Source organism: Streptomyces sp. NPDC055099 (assembly GCF_053607685.1).
On the sequence record NZ_JBSGUA010000008.1, the window covers coordinates 354,539 to 373,046 of the forward strand.

Below are 18,508 nucleotides of genomic sequence, written 5' to 3' on the forward strand. Positions count from 1 at the left end.
CACGTCACCCGCATTTACGGCGCGCCGTGCTTGCCACCCCGGGTGCGACCCGCGTGTGGCGGGTGTGACGTCAGAGGTTGGCAAAGAAAGTAAAAGGACCTGGAACCTCTGGGACCCTGATCGACGTTCATAGGGGTGACGGTAGCTTCGTCCCCAGTACGAAGCCCGTTCGTAAAGCAACGAGGGAAGGGACTCCCAACAATGGCAGTAAGCCTGTCCAAGGGTGGCAACGTCTCGCTCACCAAGGAGGCTCCGGGCCTGACCGCCGTCACCGTGGGCCTCGGCTGGGACGTCCGTACCACCACTGGCACCGACTTCGACCTGGACGCCTCGGCCATCGCGGTGAACCCGCAGGGCAAGGTCTTCTCGGACGCCCACTTCGTCTTCTTCAACAACAAGGCGACGCCGGACCAGACCATCGTGCACACCGGTGACAACGTCACGGGTCAGGGCGAGGGCGACGACGAGCAGATCAACGTCAACCTGGCCGGCCTCCCGGCCGACATCGACAAGATCGTCTTCCCGGTCTCGATCTACGACGCGGAGAACCGCTCGCAGAACTTCGGCCAGGTGCGGAACGCCTTCATCCGCATCATCAACCAGGCCGGCGGCACCGAGATCGCCCGCTACGACCTGAGCGAGGACGCCGCCACCGAGACCGCCATGGTCTTCGGCGAGCTGTACCGCAGCGGCGCCGAGTGGAAGTTCCGCGCCGTGGGCCAGGGCTACGCGTCCGGCCTCGTCGGCATCGCGCAGGACTTCGGCGTCAACGTCTGAGGTTCCTAGGCGAGTTCACGAGGGCCCCCGGCGGATGTCTCCGCCGGGGGCCCTCGTGGTTCACCGCCACCCCGCCACGGACCCGCCGCGGCCCGCCACGACCCCGCGGCGGAAGGGCGCGGGGCTAACCTGCGCCGCATGATCCTCGAACCGCTCACGCCCGCGGACGACGGCGCGCTCCCCGGCGAGCTGCTCACCGAGCTCACCGCCCTGTACGCGTCGAACCACGTCTTCCACGCCCTCTCCGGGGACTTCCCCGACCCCCACGACATCCGCCCCGAACAGGTCGCCGCCGCGCTCGCGGACGAGCTGGCCGTGCCGGGCGCCGAGGTGCTCGTCGCACGGTCCGAGGGGCGGGCCGTCGGGATCGGCATCACCCTGGACCACCATCCCGACCCCGCCGACCCGGACCCGTGGATCGGGCTCCTCATGGTGGACGCGCACCGCCGACGCCACGGCTTCGGGCGGGAGTTGACGGGCCGGATCGAGGAGCGCTTCCGGGCGGACGGGCGCACCGGGCTGCGTCTCGCGGTGCTCGCGGGGAACGACGCCGGGCTCGCCTTCTGGAGGGCGCTCGGATACGAGATCATCGACCACCAGCAGGACCTCGAAGCGGACCGCCCGTGCGCCGTACTGCGCAAACCGCTGCTGTGAGCCCGCTGCTGTAGGTCCGCTCCCGTAAGTCCGCCGCCGCACGTCAGACAGGTGTAAGTCAGCCAGGTGTAAGTCAGACAGGTCACCCAGGGGGGAACCCGTTCATGTCCAAGTCCGTCGCCGTCTACCTCGCCCACCCGCGCCCCGGCAGCTTCAACCACGCACTGGCCGAAGCCGTCGCCGACGAACTGGCGGGGCGGGGCTGCCAAGTCGTCGTGCACGATCTGTACGCCGAGGGGTTCGACCCGATGCTGCCCGCCGACGCCACGGGCACGGTCGGCGCCGCCCCCGCCGACGACGACCCGCTCGTCACGCGCCACCGCGCCGAGGTCGTCGCGCAGGACGCCCTGGTGTTCATCCACCCCAACTGGTGGGGCATGCCGCCCGCCGTCCTCACCGGCTGGATCCAGCGCGTCCTGGCGCCCGGCATCGCCTACAAGCTGGGCACGGCGGACGGCGAGCCCGCCGGACTGCTCAAGGCCCGGCGCGCCCTCGTCCTCAACACCTCCGACACGCCCGCCGAACGCGAGGACGACGAGTTCGGCGACCCCCTCCAGCGCATCTGGGCGGCCTGCGTGCTGCCCTACGTCGGCGTCGACGACGTACGCCGGCACGTCCTGCGCACCGTCACCGACTCCGGCGACGGCGTGCGGGCGGACTGGCTGCGCCTGGCCAGGGAGCAGGCCGCCGCCCTGGTGGTGTGACGGCAGGGAAGGCCGACGGCCTACGGGTTCTTCGGCTTTCCCTCTTCGTACAGCCACGGGCCCCAGATCGCCCGGACCTTCTCGCGCGCCTTCTGGCCGCCCGCGTGCTTCTCCACGTACCGCGTGAAGTCCTCGGTGTCCGCGTTGCCGTGGCGGTGGGTCTTCGTCCAGCCCTGCACGATGTCGTAGAAGGTGGCGTCGCCCACCGCCCGGCGGATCTTGTGGACGACCATGGCGCCCCGCTCGTAGACCGGGCTGTCCGAGATGGTCGCGGCGGACGGCGGCTTCGCGGGCGGGAAGGCCCAGATGGCGTCGTTGTCCTCCTTGGCCTCGTAGTAGTCGCCCGCGTAGACCTGGTCGAAGATCTCCTGCGCGCTGTCGCCGTCGTTGTCCTCCTGCCAGAGCCACTCGGCGTACGTCGCGAAGCCTTCGTTGAGCCACATGTCCCGCCAGGACTTGGGCGTCACGGAGTTCCCGAACCACTGGTGGGCCAGCTCGTGGACGATGAGTTCGGTGTCGGGGGCGCCCGGGTAGGTGGGGCGGGTCTGGGTCTCCAGGGCGTAGCCCGCGTCCCCCTCGCGGCCGACGATCGCGCCGGCCGACGAGAAGGGGTAGGGGCCGAAGTTCAGCTCCTGCCACTCCAGGATCTCGGGAATCCGGGCGAGCGCCTTGGCACTGGCCTTGGCCTCGGAGGGCTCCACCGCCGTGAGCACCGGTATGCCGGACTTGGTCGTCGACTTCTTCACCTCGTACGGCCCGATCGCCACCGTGGCGAGATAGCTCGCCATCGGCTCGGCGCTGTGCCAGGCGAAGGTGGTGCGGCCGTTCTTGGTCGACTCGCGGGTCAACTCACCGTTGGAGATGGCCTTCAGGCCCTTGGGGACGGTGACGCGTATGTCGTACGAGGCCTTGTCCGACGGGTGGTTGTCCGACGGGAACCACGCCATGGAGCCGGTCGGTTCGCCCAGCGCGATGGCGCCCTCCTCCGTCCGCAGCCAGCCCTCCTCGGAGTCGTCCGGGTCGGTGATGGTCTCCGGGTTGCCGGAGTAGCGGACGACCGTGCGGAACGTCTCGCCCTCGTCGAGGTCGTCCGGGGGCCGGATCGTCAGCTCCTGCCCGTCGCGGTGGAAGGAGGCGCCCTTCCCCTCGACGGTCACGCCCTTCACCTCAAGGCCCTTGAGGTCCAGGTTGAAGGCGCTGAGGTCCTGCGTCGCGCGCGCCGTGATCTCGGCGGTGGCGGTGAGGTGCCGCGCGTCGGGGTCGTAGCCGAGGGTCAGGTCGTAGTGCGCGACGTCGTAGCCGCCGTTGCCGAGCCTCGGGAAGTACGGGTCGCGCACGCCGTCGGCCCCGGGCGTGCCGTGCACTCCGGAGCCGCTGCACGCGGTGAGGACGAGAGCGGTGAGGGCAGCGGCCGACGTGCCGCGCAGCGCCGTGGATCGTGGGTGCACGCCTGTGATCTTATGCGGCATATGTTCGGTCGTGCACCGCGCACGCCCACCGCGTCGGGTCCGCCCGGCCCCCCGTGCCTCGCGCCTACAGGACTGCGATGCCCAACGGACGTTCGCCTGCCGGGAGTCGGTGGGTGTCGCCGCTCTTCAGGTCGATGACGGTGATGCCGTTCCAGAAGCCGTCGCGGGTGAAGCCGCCGGTGACGTAGGCGGTGCCGCCGTCCTCGGAGACCGCGACGTCCTCGTGCGGACCGTCCAGCGGGAAGACCCTCTCCTCGCCGTCCTTCGTGCGCATGGTCAGCGAGGGTCCCTCGTCCGACGACGGGTCGATGGGGCCGGTGCCGACCGCGAAGAGCGTGCCGTCCGGCGTGATCAGCGCGCCGTGCTGATGGGTGTTGGCCGTCATCCTCTCGATGTCGGACTCGCCGGTGCGCGGGTCGAGCACGACGAGCCTCTCGCCCTCGAAGGGCAGCAGGAGCTTGCCGTCCGACGGGCGTACGGCGGCGTAGTGCGGCTTCAGCCAGGAGCCGAGGCCGCCTTCCGTGCCGTAGGGGGCGACCTCGATGCGGCGCGGCTCAAGGGAGTCCGCGCGGACGACCGTCACGTCGAAGGAGTCGTGGTTGGTCGCGTAGACCTCCTTGCCGTCCTTGGACACGTCGACGTCGAAGGGCCGGCGGCCCACCGGGACGGTGTCCGTGACCTCGCGCTTCTTCGTGTCGATGACCTCCAGGGTGCCCTTGCCGTCCGGGACGTTGACGCCCACGTAGGCGTGCTCGCCGTCCGGGGAGAGGGCGATGCCCATGCCGCCGCCGCGGTACTCGCCGGTCGTCGTGGGGCCGCTGTCGGTCTCGTACGGGATGCGGTCGACGCGTTCGCGGGATTGGGGTCTCCCCTGCTCTTTGGAGCTTGGGGAAGTGTCGACGACGGCCACGGCGTCGGCGGTGGCGACCCAGGCGCGGCCGTCCTCCCCCACGGCGATCCCGTACGGCGCGGTGCCGACCTCCACGGACTCGACGGGCCCGCGCTCGGGGTCCACGAACGTGACGGTGTCCGAGCCGAAGTCGCCGACCAGGAGGGTGCCTTCGGGAGTGCGCTGGTCCGCGGGCAGGGTGGCCGTGGCCTTCGCGCGGGTGGGCTCGGCGCCGGACGCCCCGGCGTCGTCCCCGCCGGCGCCGCAGCCCGCGACGAGGGCGGCACCCAGGAGAGCGATGGCCACCGTCCCGGGAGCCTTCACGAGGCGGCCCCCCTCAACAGCGCGGCGATCCCCGCGAAACCGCGGCGCTCCGCGTGCCCGAGAGGGGTGACGCCGTCCCGGTCGGCGAGTCCCGGCGTCGCGCCCGCGGCGAGCAGCAGCTCCACGATCTCCTGGTGCGCGGGGCCTCCGTCGCCGAGGATCACGGCCTCCAGCAGGGCGGTCCAGCCGAGGTCGTTGACGTGGTCGACGTCGATGTCGGTGACGCGCAGGACCTCCCGTACGTACGCGACGTGGCCGCGTTCCGCCGCGGGAATCACGGAGATCCCGCCGAACCGGTTACGGAGCTTCAGGTCGGGCCCCGCGGGAAGCAGGGCGTGCAGCATGGCGACGCTGCCGGTCACGCCGGTGGCCAGCCAGGGGCTGTCGGCGCGGTGGTCCTGGGCGTCGACGTCGGCGCCGGCGGCCACCAGGACCCGTGCGGCCTCGACGCGGTCGCCGATGACGGCGAGCAGCAGGGGGGTGCGCAGCTCGGGGTCACGGGTCTCGACGCGGGCTCCCGCGTCGAGGGCGGCTCTCACTTCGTCGGCGTTCCCGGTCCGTGCGGCATCGAGCAGCCGCTCGTCCTGCGCGGTCCTTGCCATGTTCGTCCTCCTCGTGGTCGTACGGACCGGGAACAGCCTCAGCATCAGCGGCCGAGCGCCGCGACGCCTGCCTTCGCGAACTTCTCGTCCAGGTCGCCGCTCGGGGCGCCCGCGACACCGATGCCCGCGATGGGCGCGTCCTTGGCGGTCACCGGGGCGCCGCCCGCGAGGAACAGGGTGCCGGGGATGTCCTTCAGGTTCGGGGCCTGCTCCAGGCGCTTGGTCAGCTCGGAGGTGGGCGCGTTCCAGGAGACGGCGGTGTACGCCTTCTTCACGGCGGACTCGGGGGACTGCGGGCCGGCGCCGTCGCCGCGCAGCTCGACGATGGTGTTGCCGTTGCGGTCGACGACGGCGACGGAGACGCGCTGGTTCTCCTTCTTCGCGGCGTCGAGGGTGGCCTGCGCGGCCTTGGTCGCGGCGGCGACGTTCAGGTGCGTCGACTGCGTGAGGTTCTTGTCGGCCGCGTCGGCGGCGACGGCGGCCTTGGGGGCGGCGGCCGGGGACTCGGCGCTGGCGGAGACGGCGCCGAAGGTGCCGGCGCCGAGGACGGCGGCGGTCGCGGCGATGGTCAGGACACGGGTGCGGCGGGAGAGCTTCTGCATGGGGTGCTCCTTGGGTGACGGTGAAGGTGGAGGCGGGGTTTGGGGGAAGTCCTCGGGGAGGTCGTTCTCCCTGTCACCAATCCTGTGGCCGGTACCGGCCCGCACCCGTCGACGTACCGGCTGGGAGCCGCGCGCGACTCGGCCGACACGAGGGTCAGCCGATCGGTTGACCCCCCGGTGGCCCCACCGGGTCACAATGAGGGTGTTTGCCCAGTTCAGCGACCGCGTTCGGGCGACCGGAGACGTACGTCAGCACGACGAGGCACGGCGGAACGGACACGAGAGGGAGGCGCCCGATGGGACAGCGACAGCGCACGCCACGCACACCGGGCCCCGACCCCCGTATGCCGGACCCCGACGCACGCTGGCTCGCAGCCGTCATGCACACGGCGTTCTTCCTGCTCCTCGGCTCGTCCCTGACCCGCTACCTGATGCGGCACCCCGGTGAACCGCGTACGCCGTGGATCATCGCGCTCTCGATCTCCCTCGCCCTGCTCTACGTACTGGGCCCCGCCATCGGCGCCCGCCCCACCGCGCCGCGCCGCCTCACCTGGCTGATCCTCGTCGTGGCCGTCTGGGTCGTCATCGTCATACTCGCGCCGAGCTTCGCCTGGTGCGCGGTGCCGCTCTTCTACACGGGGCTGCGGACGCTGCCGCCGCGCGCCGCGCTGTTCCTGGTGGCCGTCCTGACCGCCTTCGTGGTCGTCGCGCAGCTGCAGCTCGCGGGCCGCTTCGACCCGAACCTGCTGCTCGCCCCGCCCGCCTGGGCGGCGGTCGCGACCGCGGTGTTCCTGTACATGCAGCGCCAGGCGGCCCGCCAGCGCACCCTCATCGACGACCTGATCCGCACCCGCCGCGAGCTGGCCGCCATCGAGCGCCGCGAAGGCACCCTCGCCGAGCGCCAGCGGATCTCCATGGAGATCCACGACACCCTCGCCCAGGGCCTGTCCAGCCAGCAGATGCTGCTCCAGGCCGCCGACCGCGTCTGGGACACCGACCCGGCCAAGGCCCGCGCCCATGTCCGTACCGCCGAGTCGATCACCGAACTCGGCCTCACCGAAGCCCGCCGCTTCGTGCACGACCTGGCGCCCGCCGACCTCGCCGACGGCGGCGGCCTCGACGCGGCGCTGCGGACGCTGGCCGAGCGCACCGCGCAGGACGCGGGCCTGACGGTCCGCTTCCACGCCGAGGGGACACCCGTCCCGCTTCCCGACCGCACCCAGTCCGCGCTCCTGCGCATCGCGCAGGGCGCGCTCGCCAACGTGACGGAACACGCCGACGCGTCCACCGCGGCGCTGACGCTCACGCACCTGGACGATCAGGTGGTGCTCGACATCGCGGACGACGGCCGTGGCTTCACCCCCACCGAGCAGCCGCCCGCCTCCGACCGGCGGGGGCACGGGCTGCCCGCGATCCGCGCCCGCGCGCGGCAGCTGGGCGGCACACTGACGATCGAGTCCGCGCCGGGCGAGGGCACGGTCCTCTCGGTCGCGATCCCCCTCTCCCCGCAAAGGACCACCTGATGTCACAGCCTTCGGTCCGTCTCCTGGTCTGCGACGACCACATCGTCGTACGCGCCGGACTGCTGGCCCTGCTGGGCAGCGCGCCGGACATCGAGGTGGTCGGCGAGGCGGGCACCGGCGAGGAGGCGATCGCGCTCGCCGCGAAGCTGACGCCGGACGTGGTCCTGATGGACCTCCAGCTCGGCGAGGGGATGGACGGCGTGGAGGCGACACGCCACATCACGACGGCCGCCGACCCCGCGCCCCACGTCCTGGTCCTGACGACGTACGACACGGACGCCGACATCACCCGTGCCATCGAGGCGGGGGCGACGGGCTACCTCCTGAAGGCCGAACGCCCCGAGGAGCTCTTCGCCGCGATCCACGCCGCGGCGCAGGGCCGTACGACGCTCTCCCCGCCGGTCGCGTCCCGCGTCATGGCCCGCATGCGCAAGCCGCTGCCCACCCTCACCGACCGCGAACTCGACATCCTCGCGCAACTCTCCCAGGGCCTCGGCAACCGCGACATCGCCCGCGCCCTGTTCATCAGCGAGGCCACGGTAAAAACACACCTGGGCCGCATCTACGACAAACTGGGCGTGGACACGAGGGCAGGAGCGGTATCGGTGGCAAAGGAACAGCGACTGCTTCCGTGAGGAGCGGCGCCTCAGACGCTCGCCTGTTGACCGACGGCCCGCGGCCCCCGGCCGATGAGGGGCGGCCCATAGCGCCGGGCCGAGGAGAGGCCTCCCAGCGCTCCCAGCCAAGCAGCGGCCGACCAAGGCCCCGGCCAAGCAGCTCCAGCCCACGGCCCCGGCCGAGCAGCGCCAGCACATAGCCCTCCGCCAAGGAGCAGCGGCGACCCAAGGCACCCGGCCAGGAGCGACGGCTCACGGTCCCCGGCTGAGCAGCGACGCACGGCTCCGGGCCAAGAGTGACGGCCCAGGGCCCCCGGCCACGGAGCAGCGGCATCCAAGGCCCCCGGCCAAGGAGCAGCGGCGGCCAAGGCCCCCGGCCCGTGACACCATCGACCACGTGCTCGACATCGGCTACGCCCTCTCCCACCGCTTTCCCGACCCCCCGCAGTTCGACTACCGCCGTGCGGACGTCCACGCGCTGCGGCACGACCTGTTCTGCGGGGACGTGTATCTCGCGGACACGAAGGCGGACCGGGAGCTGTCCACAGCCTGGGGATGGGTTCCCGTGCTCGACTTCGCGTGGGCCCTGTGCGACATCGTCGAGCTCCTGGACCAGGACCCCCTGGGAAGCCGGGCGTCGCGCCCCCAGTACGCCGAGCTCGACTTCACGGAGTCCACGGACCGCATGCTGTTCACCCGCCGTTTCGGCTGGGTGGACATCGAGGCGGACTGGATGCAGGCGGAGGAACCCCCTCTCACGTTCTCCCACGCCGAGCTGCGCCGCGAGGCCCGGGACTTCCTCCAGGACCTCCTGGCCGACCTGACGGACCTCCACGAGCCGCTCGCGGAGAACCCGGCGATCTGGACGCTCCAGTCCCGTTTCCCCCGGGCATAGACGCCCCCGGGGAGGGGGCGCAGGCACGCTAGTCCACCCGTACGCCGACCTGCGCGGCGAACGCCGGTGCCAAGTCCATCAGTTGGGCCGTACTGATCACCGACCCCGCCAAGCAGTCGATCCCCCGCAGGATGTCCACCTCGGCCGCCTCCCGCAGGTCGACGTCCTTCATGCGCACGCCGCTGAAATCCGCCCCCTTCAGCACGCAGCCCACGAACTCCACCCGCTCAAGGGCCGCCTGCCCGAAGTCCGGCTCCACCAGCACGCAGCCCTCGAAGACGACGTCCTTCAGCCGGGCCTTCCGCAGGTTCAGATAGTCGATCTTCCCGCCCCGCACGACCACCCGCTCCAGCACACCCCCGTGCAGCTGAACACCCCCCAGCCGCGCGTCCACCACCTCCACGTCCCGCAGCGAGGCCTCCACCAGCTCCGTGCCGACCCCGCGCAGTTCCGTCAGCACCGAGTCCACGAACCGCGCCCGGCTGAGCCGTGTCTCCGTCACCCCGCAGCCCGTCACCGCGCAGTCCAGGAACAGGGCTCCCCCGCCGTCCTGCCCCGAAAGGTCGAGGTCCCGGAACTCGACCCCGTCGTAATCCCCGTCGGGCTCCAGCTCGCCCCCGCCGAGCCCCAGCTCACCGAACCCCCGCAGCGCGGGCAGCCGCACCTCGGGCCGCCGAGCCTTCTTCACCCCCGCCGCGTCCGTGTCCCTCTGACGCCCCCGCTGCCCATCCCGCTGTCCATCCCGCAGTCCCATGCGCCCATCGTGCACCCACCCACTGACAACACCGCCGCGCCCCCATGTCACATCCCGGGCACCCCCGTCCGTCGTACCGAGTGAACGCACCGACCACGGCAGGAGCCCAGCCACATGCCCACTCAGCGCACCACCATCACCATCATCGGCGGCGGCTTCGCAGGCCTCACCGCGGCCATCACCGCCGCGGAGTCCGGCGCCCGCGTGACCCTCCACGAGTCCCACCACACCCTCGGCGGCCGGGCCCGCACCGCCGAAGGCCCGTACCGCACGAACGAAGGCCCGCACGCCCTCTACAACGGCGGCCCCCACTGGACCTGGCTCAAGCAGCGCGACCTCATCGGCCCCCTCGCCTCCATCCCGCCCATCGAGGGCACCTGGCTCCGCCTCCACCACCAGGGCAAGCTGCGCCGCACCCCGCCCCTCGCCATGCTGAAGCTCCTGCGCCGCAAGGCCGAACAGGCGCCCGTCGACCAGGACTTCATGACGTGGGCCACCGGCGAGGTGGGCGAGGAAGGCGCACGCGCCGCCGCTCACTACATCGCCGTGGCGACGTTCCACCACGACCCCGGCTCCCTCTCCGCCAGGTTCGTGCACGAGCGCCTGCGCCGCGCCACGAAGCTGCCCCCGGAGGCGCACTACCCGAGCGGCGGCTGGGGCTCGGTCATCGACCGCATGGCGACACACGCCTGGAACCTGGGCGTACGGGTGGAGACGCTGTCCCGCGTCGACTCCCTCGCCCCGCTCTGCGCCAAGGGGCCGGTCGTCGTCGCCACGTCACTGCCCGCGGCACGCCACCTGCTCCAGGACGACGGCCTGCGCTGGGACAGCGCCCGCACGGCCCTCGTCGACGTGGCCCTCACCTCCCGCAAGGGCGACCCGTTCGCGATCTCCGACCTGGACGGGACCGGCTGGATCGAACGGTTCACCACCCAGGACCGAAGCCTCGCCCCCGCGGGACAGGAGCTCATCCAGGGCCAGCTCCCGCTCGCCCCCGAGGAGTCCAAGGCGGACGGCGTGGCCCGCGCCGACCACCTGCTCGACCTCGGCTTCCCCGGCTGGCGCGACCGCCTGGTCTGGCGCCGCGACGCCGTGTCCAACGGCCGCACCGGCGCGGTCGACCTGCCCGGCACCACCTGGCGGGACCGCCCGGCGATCGACCGCGGCAACGGGATCTACCTGGCCGGGGACCAGGTCGCGGCGCCCGGCCTGCTCTCCGAGGTCTCCTTCAACAGCGCGCTGGAGGCGGTGACACTAGCCCTCACCTCCACGAGGCTCGACCTCAAGTCCGCATGAGTCACGGGATGGACCCGTCACCCCGCGGCGGACCCCGTCACTCCGCCGCGGCGGCCCCCAGCCCCGCCAGTGCCCCATCGGTGAGCCGGTAGACGGTCCACTCGTCCTGCGGCAGCGCGCCCAGCGACTTGTAGAAGTTGATCGACGGCTCGTTCCAGTCGAGCACGGACCATTCGAGCCGCTCGTAACCCCGCTCCACACAGATCCGCGCGAGCTCGGTCAGCAGCGCCTTGCCGTGCCCGCCGCCGCGCGCCTCCGGCCGTACGTACAGGTCCTCCAGGTAGATCCCGTGCACCCCACGCCACGTGGAGAAGTTCAGGAACCACAGCGAGAACCCGACGGTCTCCCCCGTGGCATCGTCCTCGGCGATGTGCGCGAACGCGGCGGGCCGCTCGCCGAAGAGCGCCTCACGCAGCTGCTCCTCGGTGGCCCTGGCCTCGTCGAGCGCCTTCTCGTACTCGGCGAGGTCGCGGACCATGGCGTGGATGACGGGGACATCGGCAGGAGTGGCGGTACGAATCATGGCGGCAGAGTACGACGGTCCGGCGCCGCACAGCAGGTCGTCATCGTCACCGTGACAGGAGCCGCCGCGCCACCTCCAGATCCTCCTCGTCCACCGGCCGCCCGTCCTCGATCTCCCACAGGGCGTTCTGCAGCACCCGCCCCAGCGTCCACGCCCGGGCCCGCCCACGGTCAAGGCCCAGCACCTCGCTCATCGCGTCGAAACGCCACAGCACGTCACCCGGCTCGAAACGGTTGTTGAGCGCGGGCCACAGGTCGAAGCCCGGGTCCCCGGCCAGCGGCTTCGGGTCGATGGCGAGCCACGGCTCACGCTCGGCCGCCAGGACGTTCTCGAAATGCAGGTCCCAGTGCAGCAGCTGCTCCCCCGGCTCCCCCAGGACCTCCCGCATCGCGCCCCCGCACCGCTCCACGAGCGCCCGCTCGGCCGGGTCGGGGATCGCCTTCAGCGCATCCGGCAGATCGTCGAGCATCTCCGCCGCGATGTCCGCGAGCCGCCGCATCCCCGCAGGCGCGGTCACGGACGTGAGCCGTGCGAGCAGCTCGGCGATGACGAGCACCGCCTTGTGGGTGTCCTCCACCGTCGACAACATCCGCCCGGAGTCGAGGCGTTCGAGCAGCATCGTGCCGGTGCCCTCGTCGTGATCCAGCAACCGCACCGCCCCGTCGCCGTCCCACACCCGGAGCCCCACCGGCTCCCCCTCGGTCTCCTCGTCCAGAAGCTGGAACTTGACCGCGGCAGGAGTGCCGTCGCGCCGCACCACGGGCAGCACGAGCGCCGCCATGCCGTGCATCGAGGGCCCGTCGACCCGCAGGTCCCACCGCTCGACGAACTCCGCCACGCGCGCGGGCAGCGCCGCGATGAAGGCACGGCCCGGCTCCCCCGCGTACAGGTGCTGCGACTCGATCAGCCCGTCCGGAATACGAATGTCGATCACGCCGGCGACGCTACCGGCGTGCGTGAATCGCCGCATGGGGATTAATCGGGCCACACGAACGGTGCGGGCCTACGTCCGCAGCGCCCCCGGCACGTACATCTGGCTCGCGGTCCTCTTCGTCACGACGGTCGCGATGCACCACATGTCACCGGAGTTCGAGAGGGACTTCCTGCTCCAGCGCTCCACGAACATTCACGAGCTGTCGCAGAACCCCGTCCGGGTCCTGGTCGCCAGCGCGTTCTGGACCGACGGCGGCACCTGGCTGTCGTACGCCGTGCTCTACACCCTCTTCCACGCCACCGCCGAGCGGTGGCTCGGCACCGCCCGCTGGCTCGCGGTGGCCGCGGGCGCGCACATCATGGCCACGCTCATCAGCGAGGGCGTACTCGCCCTCGCGATCCGCCACGGCGCGGCCCCGACGTCCGCCGTCAACACCCTGGACGTAGGCGTGAGTTACGCCCTCGCGGGCGTGGTGGCGGTCCTCACCTACTGGGTGCCGAGCCCCTGGAGACACGCGTACCTGCTGATCGTCCTCGCCGTGTACGGCACTCCGCTGATCACCGGCAGGACCTTCACCGACCTGGGCCACTTCACGGCGGTCCTGATCGGCCTCGCCTGCCACCCGCTGACCCGGAGCACCGTACGCCCGGCACCGAGGACAATCCCGCTCAAGAAATCCCGGAAGCCTTGAGCTCCTTGGCGAACGCGTCCTGATCGAACAGCGAATTGCTCTCCGCCTTCTTGCCGTCGATGACGACGGTCGGCGTGCCTTGCATGCCGTCGTCGGTGAAGGCCTGCATGGCCTCACCGACCCAGCCCTTGTACGAGCCCTTCTTCACCGCCTTGTCGAACTCGGCGCCCCGCAGCCCGTCCACGTTGTCCGCGATCTTCAGCAGGAAGGCAGGCGTGAAGGCGTCCTCGGTCTCGCGCTCGGGCTGGTTGGCGAAGACCGCGGCGTGGAACTGCGGGAACTTGCCCGCGTCCACCGAGGCCCGCAGCGCGTTCGCCGCGTTCACCGAACCGCTGCCACCGAGGTTCTTGTCGAGGAACGAGGCGAGCGTGTACTCGACCTTCACCTTCCCCTCGGCCACCGGCTTCACCAGGGCCTGCGCACCCGTCTCCTCGAACTTCTTGCAGATCGGGCAGCGCGCGTCCTCGTACAGCTTGACCGTGTGCCCGGCCTTCGGGTCGCCGACCGTGATCACACCGCCCTTCACCGAGGCGGGCACCTTGGCGAGCGCGTCCGTACCGGCCGACGGCTGCTTCGCCGCGGGGCCGCCGTCGGAGGCGGACGCCGAAGCCGACGCCCCCTTGTCGTCGCTCCCGCTCCCGCCCGTGAGGTCCTCGGGCCCGCAGGCGGCTGCGCCCCCGGCGACGAGTGCGGTGGCGGCCACCGCGGCGACGATGCGCCCGGCCTTGCGTACGGCCATCTGAACAGTCCTCCTGGATCTCGGCACGTGCCGCTTCAACATCGCGCCTCAACATCGCCACGTGCCGCACCAACGTATCGGACCAGCCCTCCCCCGGCGCCTCCCCAAGACCCCTCCCCAACCCCCTCCCCAAAGCCCCCACCAGCGCAGTAACGTCCCGCACATGAGCACGATCAACGGCGGTATCTCGCACTGGTATGCGGACCACGGCACCCCGGCCCCCCGCGAACCCCTGCCTGGCGACGAGAGTGCCGACGTCTGCATAGTCGGCGGCGGCTACACGGGCCTGTGGACCGCGTACTACCTGAAGAAGGCCGCCCCCTTCCTCCGTATCACCGTCCTGGAACAGAAGTTCTGCGGCTACGGAGCCTCCGGCCGCAACGGCGGCTGGCTCTACAACGGCATCGCGGGCCGCGACCGCTACGCACGCCTGCACGGCAAAGAGGCCGCGGTCCGCCTCCAGGAAGCCATGAACGAAACGGTCACCGAGGTGATCGAGACGGCGAAGGCGGAAGGGATCGACGCGGACATCCACCACGGCGGCGTACTCGAAGTGGCGTACACGCCCGCCCAGTTGGCGCGCCTGAAGGAGTTCCACGCCACGGAACTCGCGTACGGCGAGAAGGAACGCACACTCCACGGCGCCCGGGAGACGGCCGACCGCATCCGCGTCGCGGGCGCCGTCGGCTCCACCTGGACCCCGCACGGCGCGCGCCTGCACCCGGTGAAACTGGTGAAGGGCCTGGCGGCGGCGGTCGAGTCCCTGGGCGTCACGATCCACGAATCGACACCGGTCACGGAGATCAAGCCGAAGCACGCGATCACTCCGTACGGCACGGTCCGCGCCCCCTACATCCTGCGCTGCACGGAGGGCTTCACGGCGTCCTTGAAGGGCCAACGCCGCACCTGGCTCCCCATGAACTCCTCCATGATCGCAACAGCACCCCTCTCTGCCACCCAATGGGAGTCAATCGGCTGGGAGGGCCGCGAAACGCTGGGCGACATGGCGCACGCGTACATGTACGCGCAACGCACGGCGGACGGCCGCATCGCACTGGGCGGCCGAGGCGTCCCGTACCGCTACGCCTCCAAGACGGACAACGACGGCCGCACCCAACCGGCCACGATCGAGGCCCTGCGCGAGATCCTGACCCGCTTCTTCCCGCAACTGGCCGGAGTCGAGATCGCCCACGCCTGGTCCGGCGTCCTCGGCGTCCCCCGCGACTGGTGCGCCACGGTCACCCTGGACCGCGCGACGGGCCTCGGCTGGGCGGGCGGCTACGTCGGCTCCGGCGTGGCCACCGCCAACCTGGCGGCCCGCACCCTGCGCGACCTGGTCCAACAGGACTCGGGCCAGGCAGGCCCCACGGACCTCACGGCCCTCCCCTGGGTCAACCACAAGGTCCGCAAATGGGAACCGGAACCCTTGCGCTGGCTGGCGGTCCACAGCATGTACGCGACGTACCGCAAAGCAGACCACAACGAATTGGCGACCCCCACGGCACAGTCATCCCGCCTGGCCCAGTGGGCGGACAAGGTATCGGGCCGCCACTGACCCCTCCACTGAACAACAGAACCCCAGCTCAGAGCGGTCTGAGCTGGGGTTCCAGGTGAGCCCCCTGTCGGATTCGAACCGACGACCTACGCATTACAAGTGCGTTGCTCTGGCCATCTGAGCTAAGGAGGCGTGCAGCGGTGTGCCCGAGCAGTGTAACCAACGCCGCATGTGCCCCCGTCGAAAATTTCCTCGAAGGTCGCGGGTGCAGGACTACTGACAGATCCGTCCCCCCCGGGGTACCGTCCGAGCAGTTCACTCAGGTGGACTACACCACTCCTCTCTTTACAACGGATCGTCCGGCACGTTCCTGCCGGTGAAGGGGGCCCTCACCATGGCCACTGTTTCGTTCGACAAGGCGACCCGCATCTATCCGGGTGGCGACAAGCCCGCCGTCGACCAGCTTCAGCTCGACGTCGCGGACGGCGAGTTCCTCGTGCTCGTCGGTCCCTCCGGCTGCGGAAAGTCCACCTCCCTGCGCATGCTCGCGGGCCTGGAGGACGTGAACGCCGGAGCCATCCGCATCGGTGACCGCGACGTCACGCACCTGCCGCCGAAGGACCGGGACATCGCCATGGTGTTCCAGAACTACGCGCTCTACCCGCACATGACCGTCGCCGACAACATGGGCTTCGCCCTGAAGATCGCCGGCGTCAACAAGGCCGAGATCCGCCAGAAGGTCGAGGACGCCGCCAAGATCCTCGACCTCACCGAGTACCTCGGCCGCAAGCCGAAGGCGCTCTCCGGTGGTCAGCGCCAGCGTGTCGCCATGGGTCGCGCCATCGTGCGTGAGCCGCAGGTCTTCCTCATGGACGAGCCGCTGTCGAACCTCGACGCCAAGCTGCGTGTCTCCACCCGTACGCAGATCGCCAGCCTGCAGCGCCGCCTCGGCATCACCACCGTGTACGTCACCCACGACCAGGTCGAGGCCATGACCATGGGTGACCGCGTGGCCGTGCTCAAGGACGGGCTCCTCCAGCAGGTGGACAGCCCCCGCAACATGTACGACCGCCCGGCCAACCTCTTCGTCGCCGGCTTCATCGGCTCCCCCGCCATGAACCTCGTCGAGGTCCCGATCACCGACGGCGGCGTGAAGTTCGGCAACTCCGTCGTGCCGGTCAACCGCGAGGCGCTGTCCGCCGCGGCCGACAAGGGCGACCGCACGGTCACGGTCGGCGTCCGCCCGGAGCACTTCGACATCGTCGAGCAGGACGGCGCCACGGCGAAGTCCCTCTCGAAGGAGACCGAGGACGCCCCGGCGGGTCTGGCCGTCTCCGTGAACGTCGTCGAGGAGCTCGGCGCCGACGGGTACGTCTACGGCTCCGCGGAGGTCGGCGGCGAGCACAAGGACCTCGTGGTCCGCGTGAACGGCCGCAGGGTCCCGGAGAAGGGCACGCAGCTGCACGTCGTGCCGCGTCCGGGTGAGATCCACGTGTTCTCGACGTCGACGGGCGAGCGCCTCAGCGACTGACCTGCGGACATGGCCGGACGAGCCTGAGCAGACGAAGGGCCCCGCACCTCGGTGCGGGGCCCTTCGCGTGCGCTCGCGTTGTCGACAAATACCCCGGCAGACCGGTCATTTCACCTCGAGCCCGTCAACACCGCTCCAAAAAAACCTCATTCTCCGTCGCTCGACCGAGTGACGTAATGTCGCCAAATCATCACCGAGCGCTACGCTCACTCGCGTGACGCACTCCGCCAACTACACCCAGAAGCCGCGCCGAGCCCACCGGGGCCCCGCCCGACGCATCGGCCGCACGCTCGCTCTCGTCCTGCCCGTGATGCTGGTGCTCTCCGGGACCCTCGCGGTCACCAGCGTCAACTGGTCCGGGAACTCCTCGGATTCGATGCTCACCGCATCCGCCGACAATCTTTCCAAGCCGGCCAAGTCCCGCGCCGCGCAGGACATCCTGCGCGACAAGCTGCTCCTGGAGCTCCAGGAGAAGAACCCGGGCGTCGCGCTCACGCACCTCCAGCAGGAGGTGAACCGCCACCCGTCGCTCGCCAGGCACTGCGTCTCCATCGCCCGTGCCCTCGGCCGCGCGGCCGTCCGGGCGTACGGCCCGACACGCGCGCAGTCGTATGCCCGCCCGGTCTGCGACACGTCCTTCGCGACGGGCGTCGCCGCCGCCCATCAGAACGGCTGATCGGGCCGGCACGTAGGGTTTCCGGCATGACCGGCGACCCTCACGCTCACAGACCCACGCAGGCCGTCGTCCTGGCCGGAGGCCAGGGCTCGCGCCTCCGTCCGTACACCGACGACCGGCCCAAGCCGATGGTCGAGATCCCCGGCACGGGGACCCCGATCATCGGCCATCAGCTTTCCTGGCTCGCGGCCGAGGGCGTGACGGACGCCGTGGTCTCCTGCGGCCATCTCGCCGAAGTGCTCCAGGAGTGGCTGGAGTCGGCGGACCTCCCCCTGAACGTCACCACGGTCGTCGAGAACGAACCGCTGGGCCGCGGCGGCGGCCTGAAGTACGCCGCCCGCCACCTCCCGCACGCGGACCGCCCCTGGTACGCGACGAACGGCGACATCTGGACCCGCTTCTCGCTGCGCGACATGGCGGCCTTCCACGCCGAGCGCGACGCCACCGCGACCCTCGCCCTGGCCCGCCCCCGCATCCCGTGGGGCGCCGTCGAGACGGACGCCTTCGGGCACATCACGGACTTCATCGAGTCCCCGCCGTCCCCGTATCTGATCAACGCGGGCGTGTACGTCTTCTCCGCCTCGTTCACCGCACTCCTGCCGGACCGCGGCGACCACGAGCGCACCACGTTCCCGCGTCTGGCCCGTGAGAAGAGCCTGGCGGGCTTCCCGCTGCCGCAGGGCGCGTACTGGCGGGCGATCGACACCGCGAAGGACCTCACCGAGGCCGCCAAGGAGCTGGCGGCCCAGCAGGGTTGAGGCCCCCGCCCTTCCGTATACGCCGACGGGGCCCCGCACAGTGTCTGTGCGGGGC

At 71.0% G+C, this 18,508-nt stretch carries 20 protein-coding genes and 1 tRNA gene; 12 read left to right on the forward strand and 9 right to left on the reverse strand.

Going from position 1 to position 18,508, the window contains the following annotated elements:
* The first annotated feature begins 201 nt into the window (after positions 1 to 201).
* The 3 genes from ACWFRU_RS22075 to ACWFRU_RS22085 all read left to right on the forward strand — a co-directional run bounded on the left by ACWFRU_RS22075 (position 202) and on the right by ACWFRU_RS22085 (position 2,135).
* Positions 202 to 777 carry a TerD family protein gene (locus tag ACWFRU_RS22075; RefSeq protein ID WP_453689421.1) on the forward strand — a complete coding sequence of 192 codons (576 nt, stop codon included), beginning with the start codon at positions 202 to 204 and terminating at the stop codon, positions 775 to 777.
* Between the two features lie 138 nt (positions 778 to 915).
* On the forward strand, positions 916 to 1,431 hold the full coding sequence (locus ACWFRU_RS22080; RefSeq protein ID WP_453689423.1) for an N-acetyltransferase family protein: 516 nt from the start codon (positions 916 to 918) through the stop codon (positions 1,429 to 1,431).
* 104 nt (positions 1,432 to 1,535) lie between these two features.
* Positions 1,536 to 2,135 carry an NAD(P)H-dependent oxidoreductase gene (locus ACWFRU_RS22085; protein WP_453689425.1) on the forward strand — a complete coding sequence of 200 codons (600 nt, stop codon included), beginning with the start codon at positions 1,536 to 1,538 and terminating at the stop codon, positions 2,133 to 2,135.
* 20 nt (positions 2,136 to 2,155) lie between these two features.
* On the opposite strand, the gene ACWFRU_RS22090 is transcribed toward ACWFRU_RS22085, so the two are convergent.
* The 4 genes from ACWFRU_RS22090 to ACWFRU_RS22105 all read right to left on the reverse strand — a co-directional run bounded on the left by ACWFRU_RS22090 (position 2,156) and on the right by ACWFRU_RS22105 (position 6,021).
* On the reverse strand, positions 2,156 to 3,604 hold the full coding sequence (locus tag ACWFRU_RS22090) for a M1 family metallopeptidase (protein WP_453689427.1): 1,449 nt from the start codon (positions 3,602 to 3,604) through the stop codon (positions 2,156 to 2,158).
* Positions 3,605 to 3,668: 64 nt separating this feature from the next.
* Positions 3,669 to 4,817, reverse strand: a complete 1,149-nt coding sequence (locus ACWFRU_RS22095) for a YncE family protein (RefSeq protein ID WP_453689429.1) — start codon at positions 4,815 to 4,817, stop codon at positions 3,669 to 3,671.
* On the reverse strand, positions 4,814 to 5,419 hold the full coding sequence (locus tag ACWFRU_RS22100) for an ankyrin repeat domain-containing protein (RefSeq protein ID WP_453689430.1): 606 nt from the start codon (positions 5,417 to 5,419) through the stop codon (positions 4,814 to 4,816). The genes ACWFRU_RS22095 and ACWFRU_RS22100 overlap by 4 nt, the downstream gene beginning before the upstream one ends.
* Before the next feature lie 44 nt (positions 5,420 to 5,463).
* Positions 5,464 to 6,021, reverse strand: a complete 558-nt coding sequence (locus ACWFRU_RS22105) for a GlcG/HbpS family heme-binding protein (protein WP_363312868.1) — start codon at positions 6,019 to 6,021, stop codon at positions 5,464 to 5,466.
* Positions 6,022 to 6,317: 296 nt separating this feature from the next.
* Here ACWFRU_RS22105 and ACWFRU_RS22110 point away from each other — a divergent pair, with 296 nt between their 5' ends.
* The 3 genes from ACWFRU_RS22110 to ACWFRU_RS22120 all read left to right on the forward strand — a co-directional run bounded on the left by ACWFRU_RS22110 (position 6,318) and on the right by ACWFRU_RS22120 (position 9,056).
* Complete coding sequence (locus tag ACWFRU_RS22110) at positions 6,318 to 7,544, forward strand: sensor histidine kinase (RefSeq protein ID WP_453689432.1); 1,227 nt, start codon at positions 6,318 to 6,320, stop codon at positions 7,542 to 7,544.
* Entirely contained in the window at positions 7,544 to 8,179 is a 636-nt protein-coding gene (locus ACWFRU_RS22115) for a response regulator (protein ID WP_453689434.1), read from the forward strand. Before ACWFRU_RS22110 ends, ACWFRU_RS22115 begins: the two co-directional genes overlap by 1 nt.
* Positions 8,180 to 8,558: 379 nt before the next feature.
* Positions 8,559 to 9,056, forward strand: a complete 498-nt coding sequence (locus ACWFRU_RS22120) for a hypothetical protein (RefSeq protein ID WP_453689436.1) — start codon at positions 8,559 to 8,561, stop codon at positions 9,054 to 9,056.
* Positions 9,057 to 9,084: 28 nt separating this feature from the next.
* Here the strand turns inward: ACWFRU_RS22120 and ACWFRU_RS22125 are convergent, their stop codons facing one another.
* Complete coding sequence (locus ACWFRU_RS22125; RefSeq protein ID WP_453689438.1) at positions 9,085 to 9,810, reverse strand: pentapeptide repeat-containing protein; 726 nt, start codon at positions 9,808 to 9,810, stop codon at positions 9,085 to 9,087.
* Between the two features lie 114 nt (positions 9,811 to 9,924).
* On the opposite strand from ACWFRU_RS22125, the gene ACWFRU_RS22130 reads away from it, so the two are divergent.
* A complete protein-coding gene (locus ACWFRU_RS22130; protein ID WP_453689440.1) occupies positions 9,925 to 11,106 on the forward strand; it encodes an FAD-dependent oxidoreductase in 1,182 nt (393 codons plus the stop codon).
* A gap of 37 nt (positions 11,107 to 11,143) precedes the next feature.
* On the opposite strand, the gene ACWFRU_RS22135 is transcribed toward ACWFRU_RS22130, so the two are convergent.
* Entirely contained in the window at positions 11,144 to 11,629 is a 486-nt protein-coding gene (locus ACWFRU_RS22135) for an N-acetyltransferase family protein (RefSeq protein ID WP_453689442.1), read from the reverse strand.
* A 46-nt stretch (positions 11,630 to 11,675) separates the two neighbouring features.
* On the reverse strand, positions 11,676 to 12,599 hold the full coding sequence (locus tag ACWFRU_RS22140) for an aminoglycoside phosphotransferase family protein (RefSeq protein ID WP_453689444.1): 924 nt from the start codon (positions 12,597 to 12,599) through the stop codon (positions 11,676 to 11,678).
* On the opposite strand from ACWFRU_RS22140, the gene ACWFRU_RS22145 reads away from it, so the two are divergent.
* Positions 12,598 to 13,254 (forward strand): rhomboid-like protein, encoded by a 657-nt coding sequence (locus ACWFRU_RS22145; RefSeq protein ID WP_453689446.1) that lies wholly within the window; start codon positions 12,598 to 12,600, stop codon positions 13,252 to 13,254. The genes ACWFRU_RS22140 and ACWFRU_RS22145 overlap by 2 nt on opposite strands.
* Here the strand turns inward: ACWFRU_RS22145 and ACWFRU_RS22150 are convergent.
* Complete coding sequence (locus ACWFRU_RS22150) at positions 13,232 to 13,993, reverse strand: DsbA family protein (RefSeq protein WP_453689448.1); 762 nt, start codon at positions 13,991 to 13,993, stop codon at positions 13,232 to 13,234. The genes ACWFRU_RS22145 and ACWFRU_RS22150 overlap by 23 nt on opposite strands.
* Positions 13,994 to 14,156: 163 nt before the next feature.
* Between ACWFRU_RS22150 and ACWFRU_RS22155 the strand changes: the two genes are divergently transcribed.
* Entirely contained in the window at positions 14,157 to 15,548 is a 1,392-nt protein-coding gene (locus ACWFRU_RS22155; RefSeq protein ID WP_453689450.1) for an NAD(P)/FAD-dependent oxidoreductase, read from the forward strand.
* 58 nt (positions 15,549 to 15,606) lie between these two features.
* On the opposite strand, the gene ACWFRU_RS22160 is transcribed toward ACWFRU_RS22155, so the two are convergent.
* Positions 15,607 to 15,680, reverse strand: a tRNA-Thr gene (locus tag ACWFRU_RS22160).
* Between the two features lie 202 nt (positions 15,681 to 15,882).
* On the opposite strand from ACWFRU_RS22160, the gene ACWFRU_RS22165 reads away from it, so the two are divergent.
* The 3 genes from ACWFRU_RS22165 to ACWFRU_RS22175 all read left to right on the forward strand — a co-directional run bounded on the left by ACWFRU_RS22165 (position 15,883) and on the right by ACWFRU_RS22175 (position 18,453).
* A complete protein-coding gene (locus ACWFRU_RS22165) occupies positions 15,883 to 17,019 on the forward strand; it encodes an ABC transporter ATP-binding protein (RefSeq protein WP_453689451.1) in 1,137 nt (378 codons plus the stop codon).
* 214 nt (positions 17,020 to 17,233) lie between these two features.
* Positions 17,234 to 17,695, forward strand: a complete 462-nt coding sequence (locus ACWFRU_RS22170; RefSeq protein WP_453689453.1) for a hypothetical protein — start codon at positions 17,234 to 17,236, stop codon at positions 17,693 to 17,695.
* Between the two features lie 26 nt (positions 17,696 to 17,721).
* Positions 17,722 to 18,453, forward strand: a complete 732-nt coding sequence (locus tag ACWFRU_RS22175; RefSeq protein WP_453689455.1) for a nucleotidyltransferase family protein — start codon at positions 17,722 to 17,724, stop codon at positions 18,451 to 18,453.
* The last annotated feature ends 55 nt before the right edge of the window (positions 18,454 to 18,508 follow it).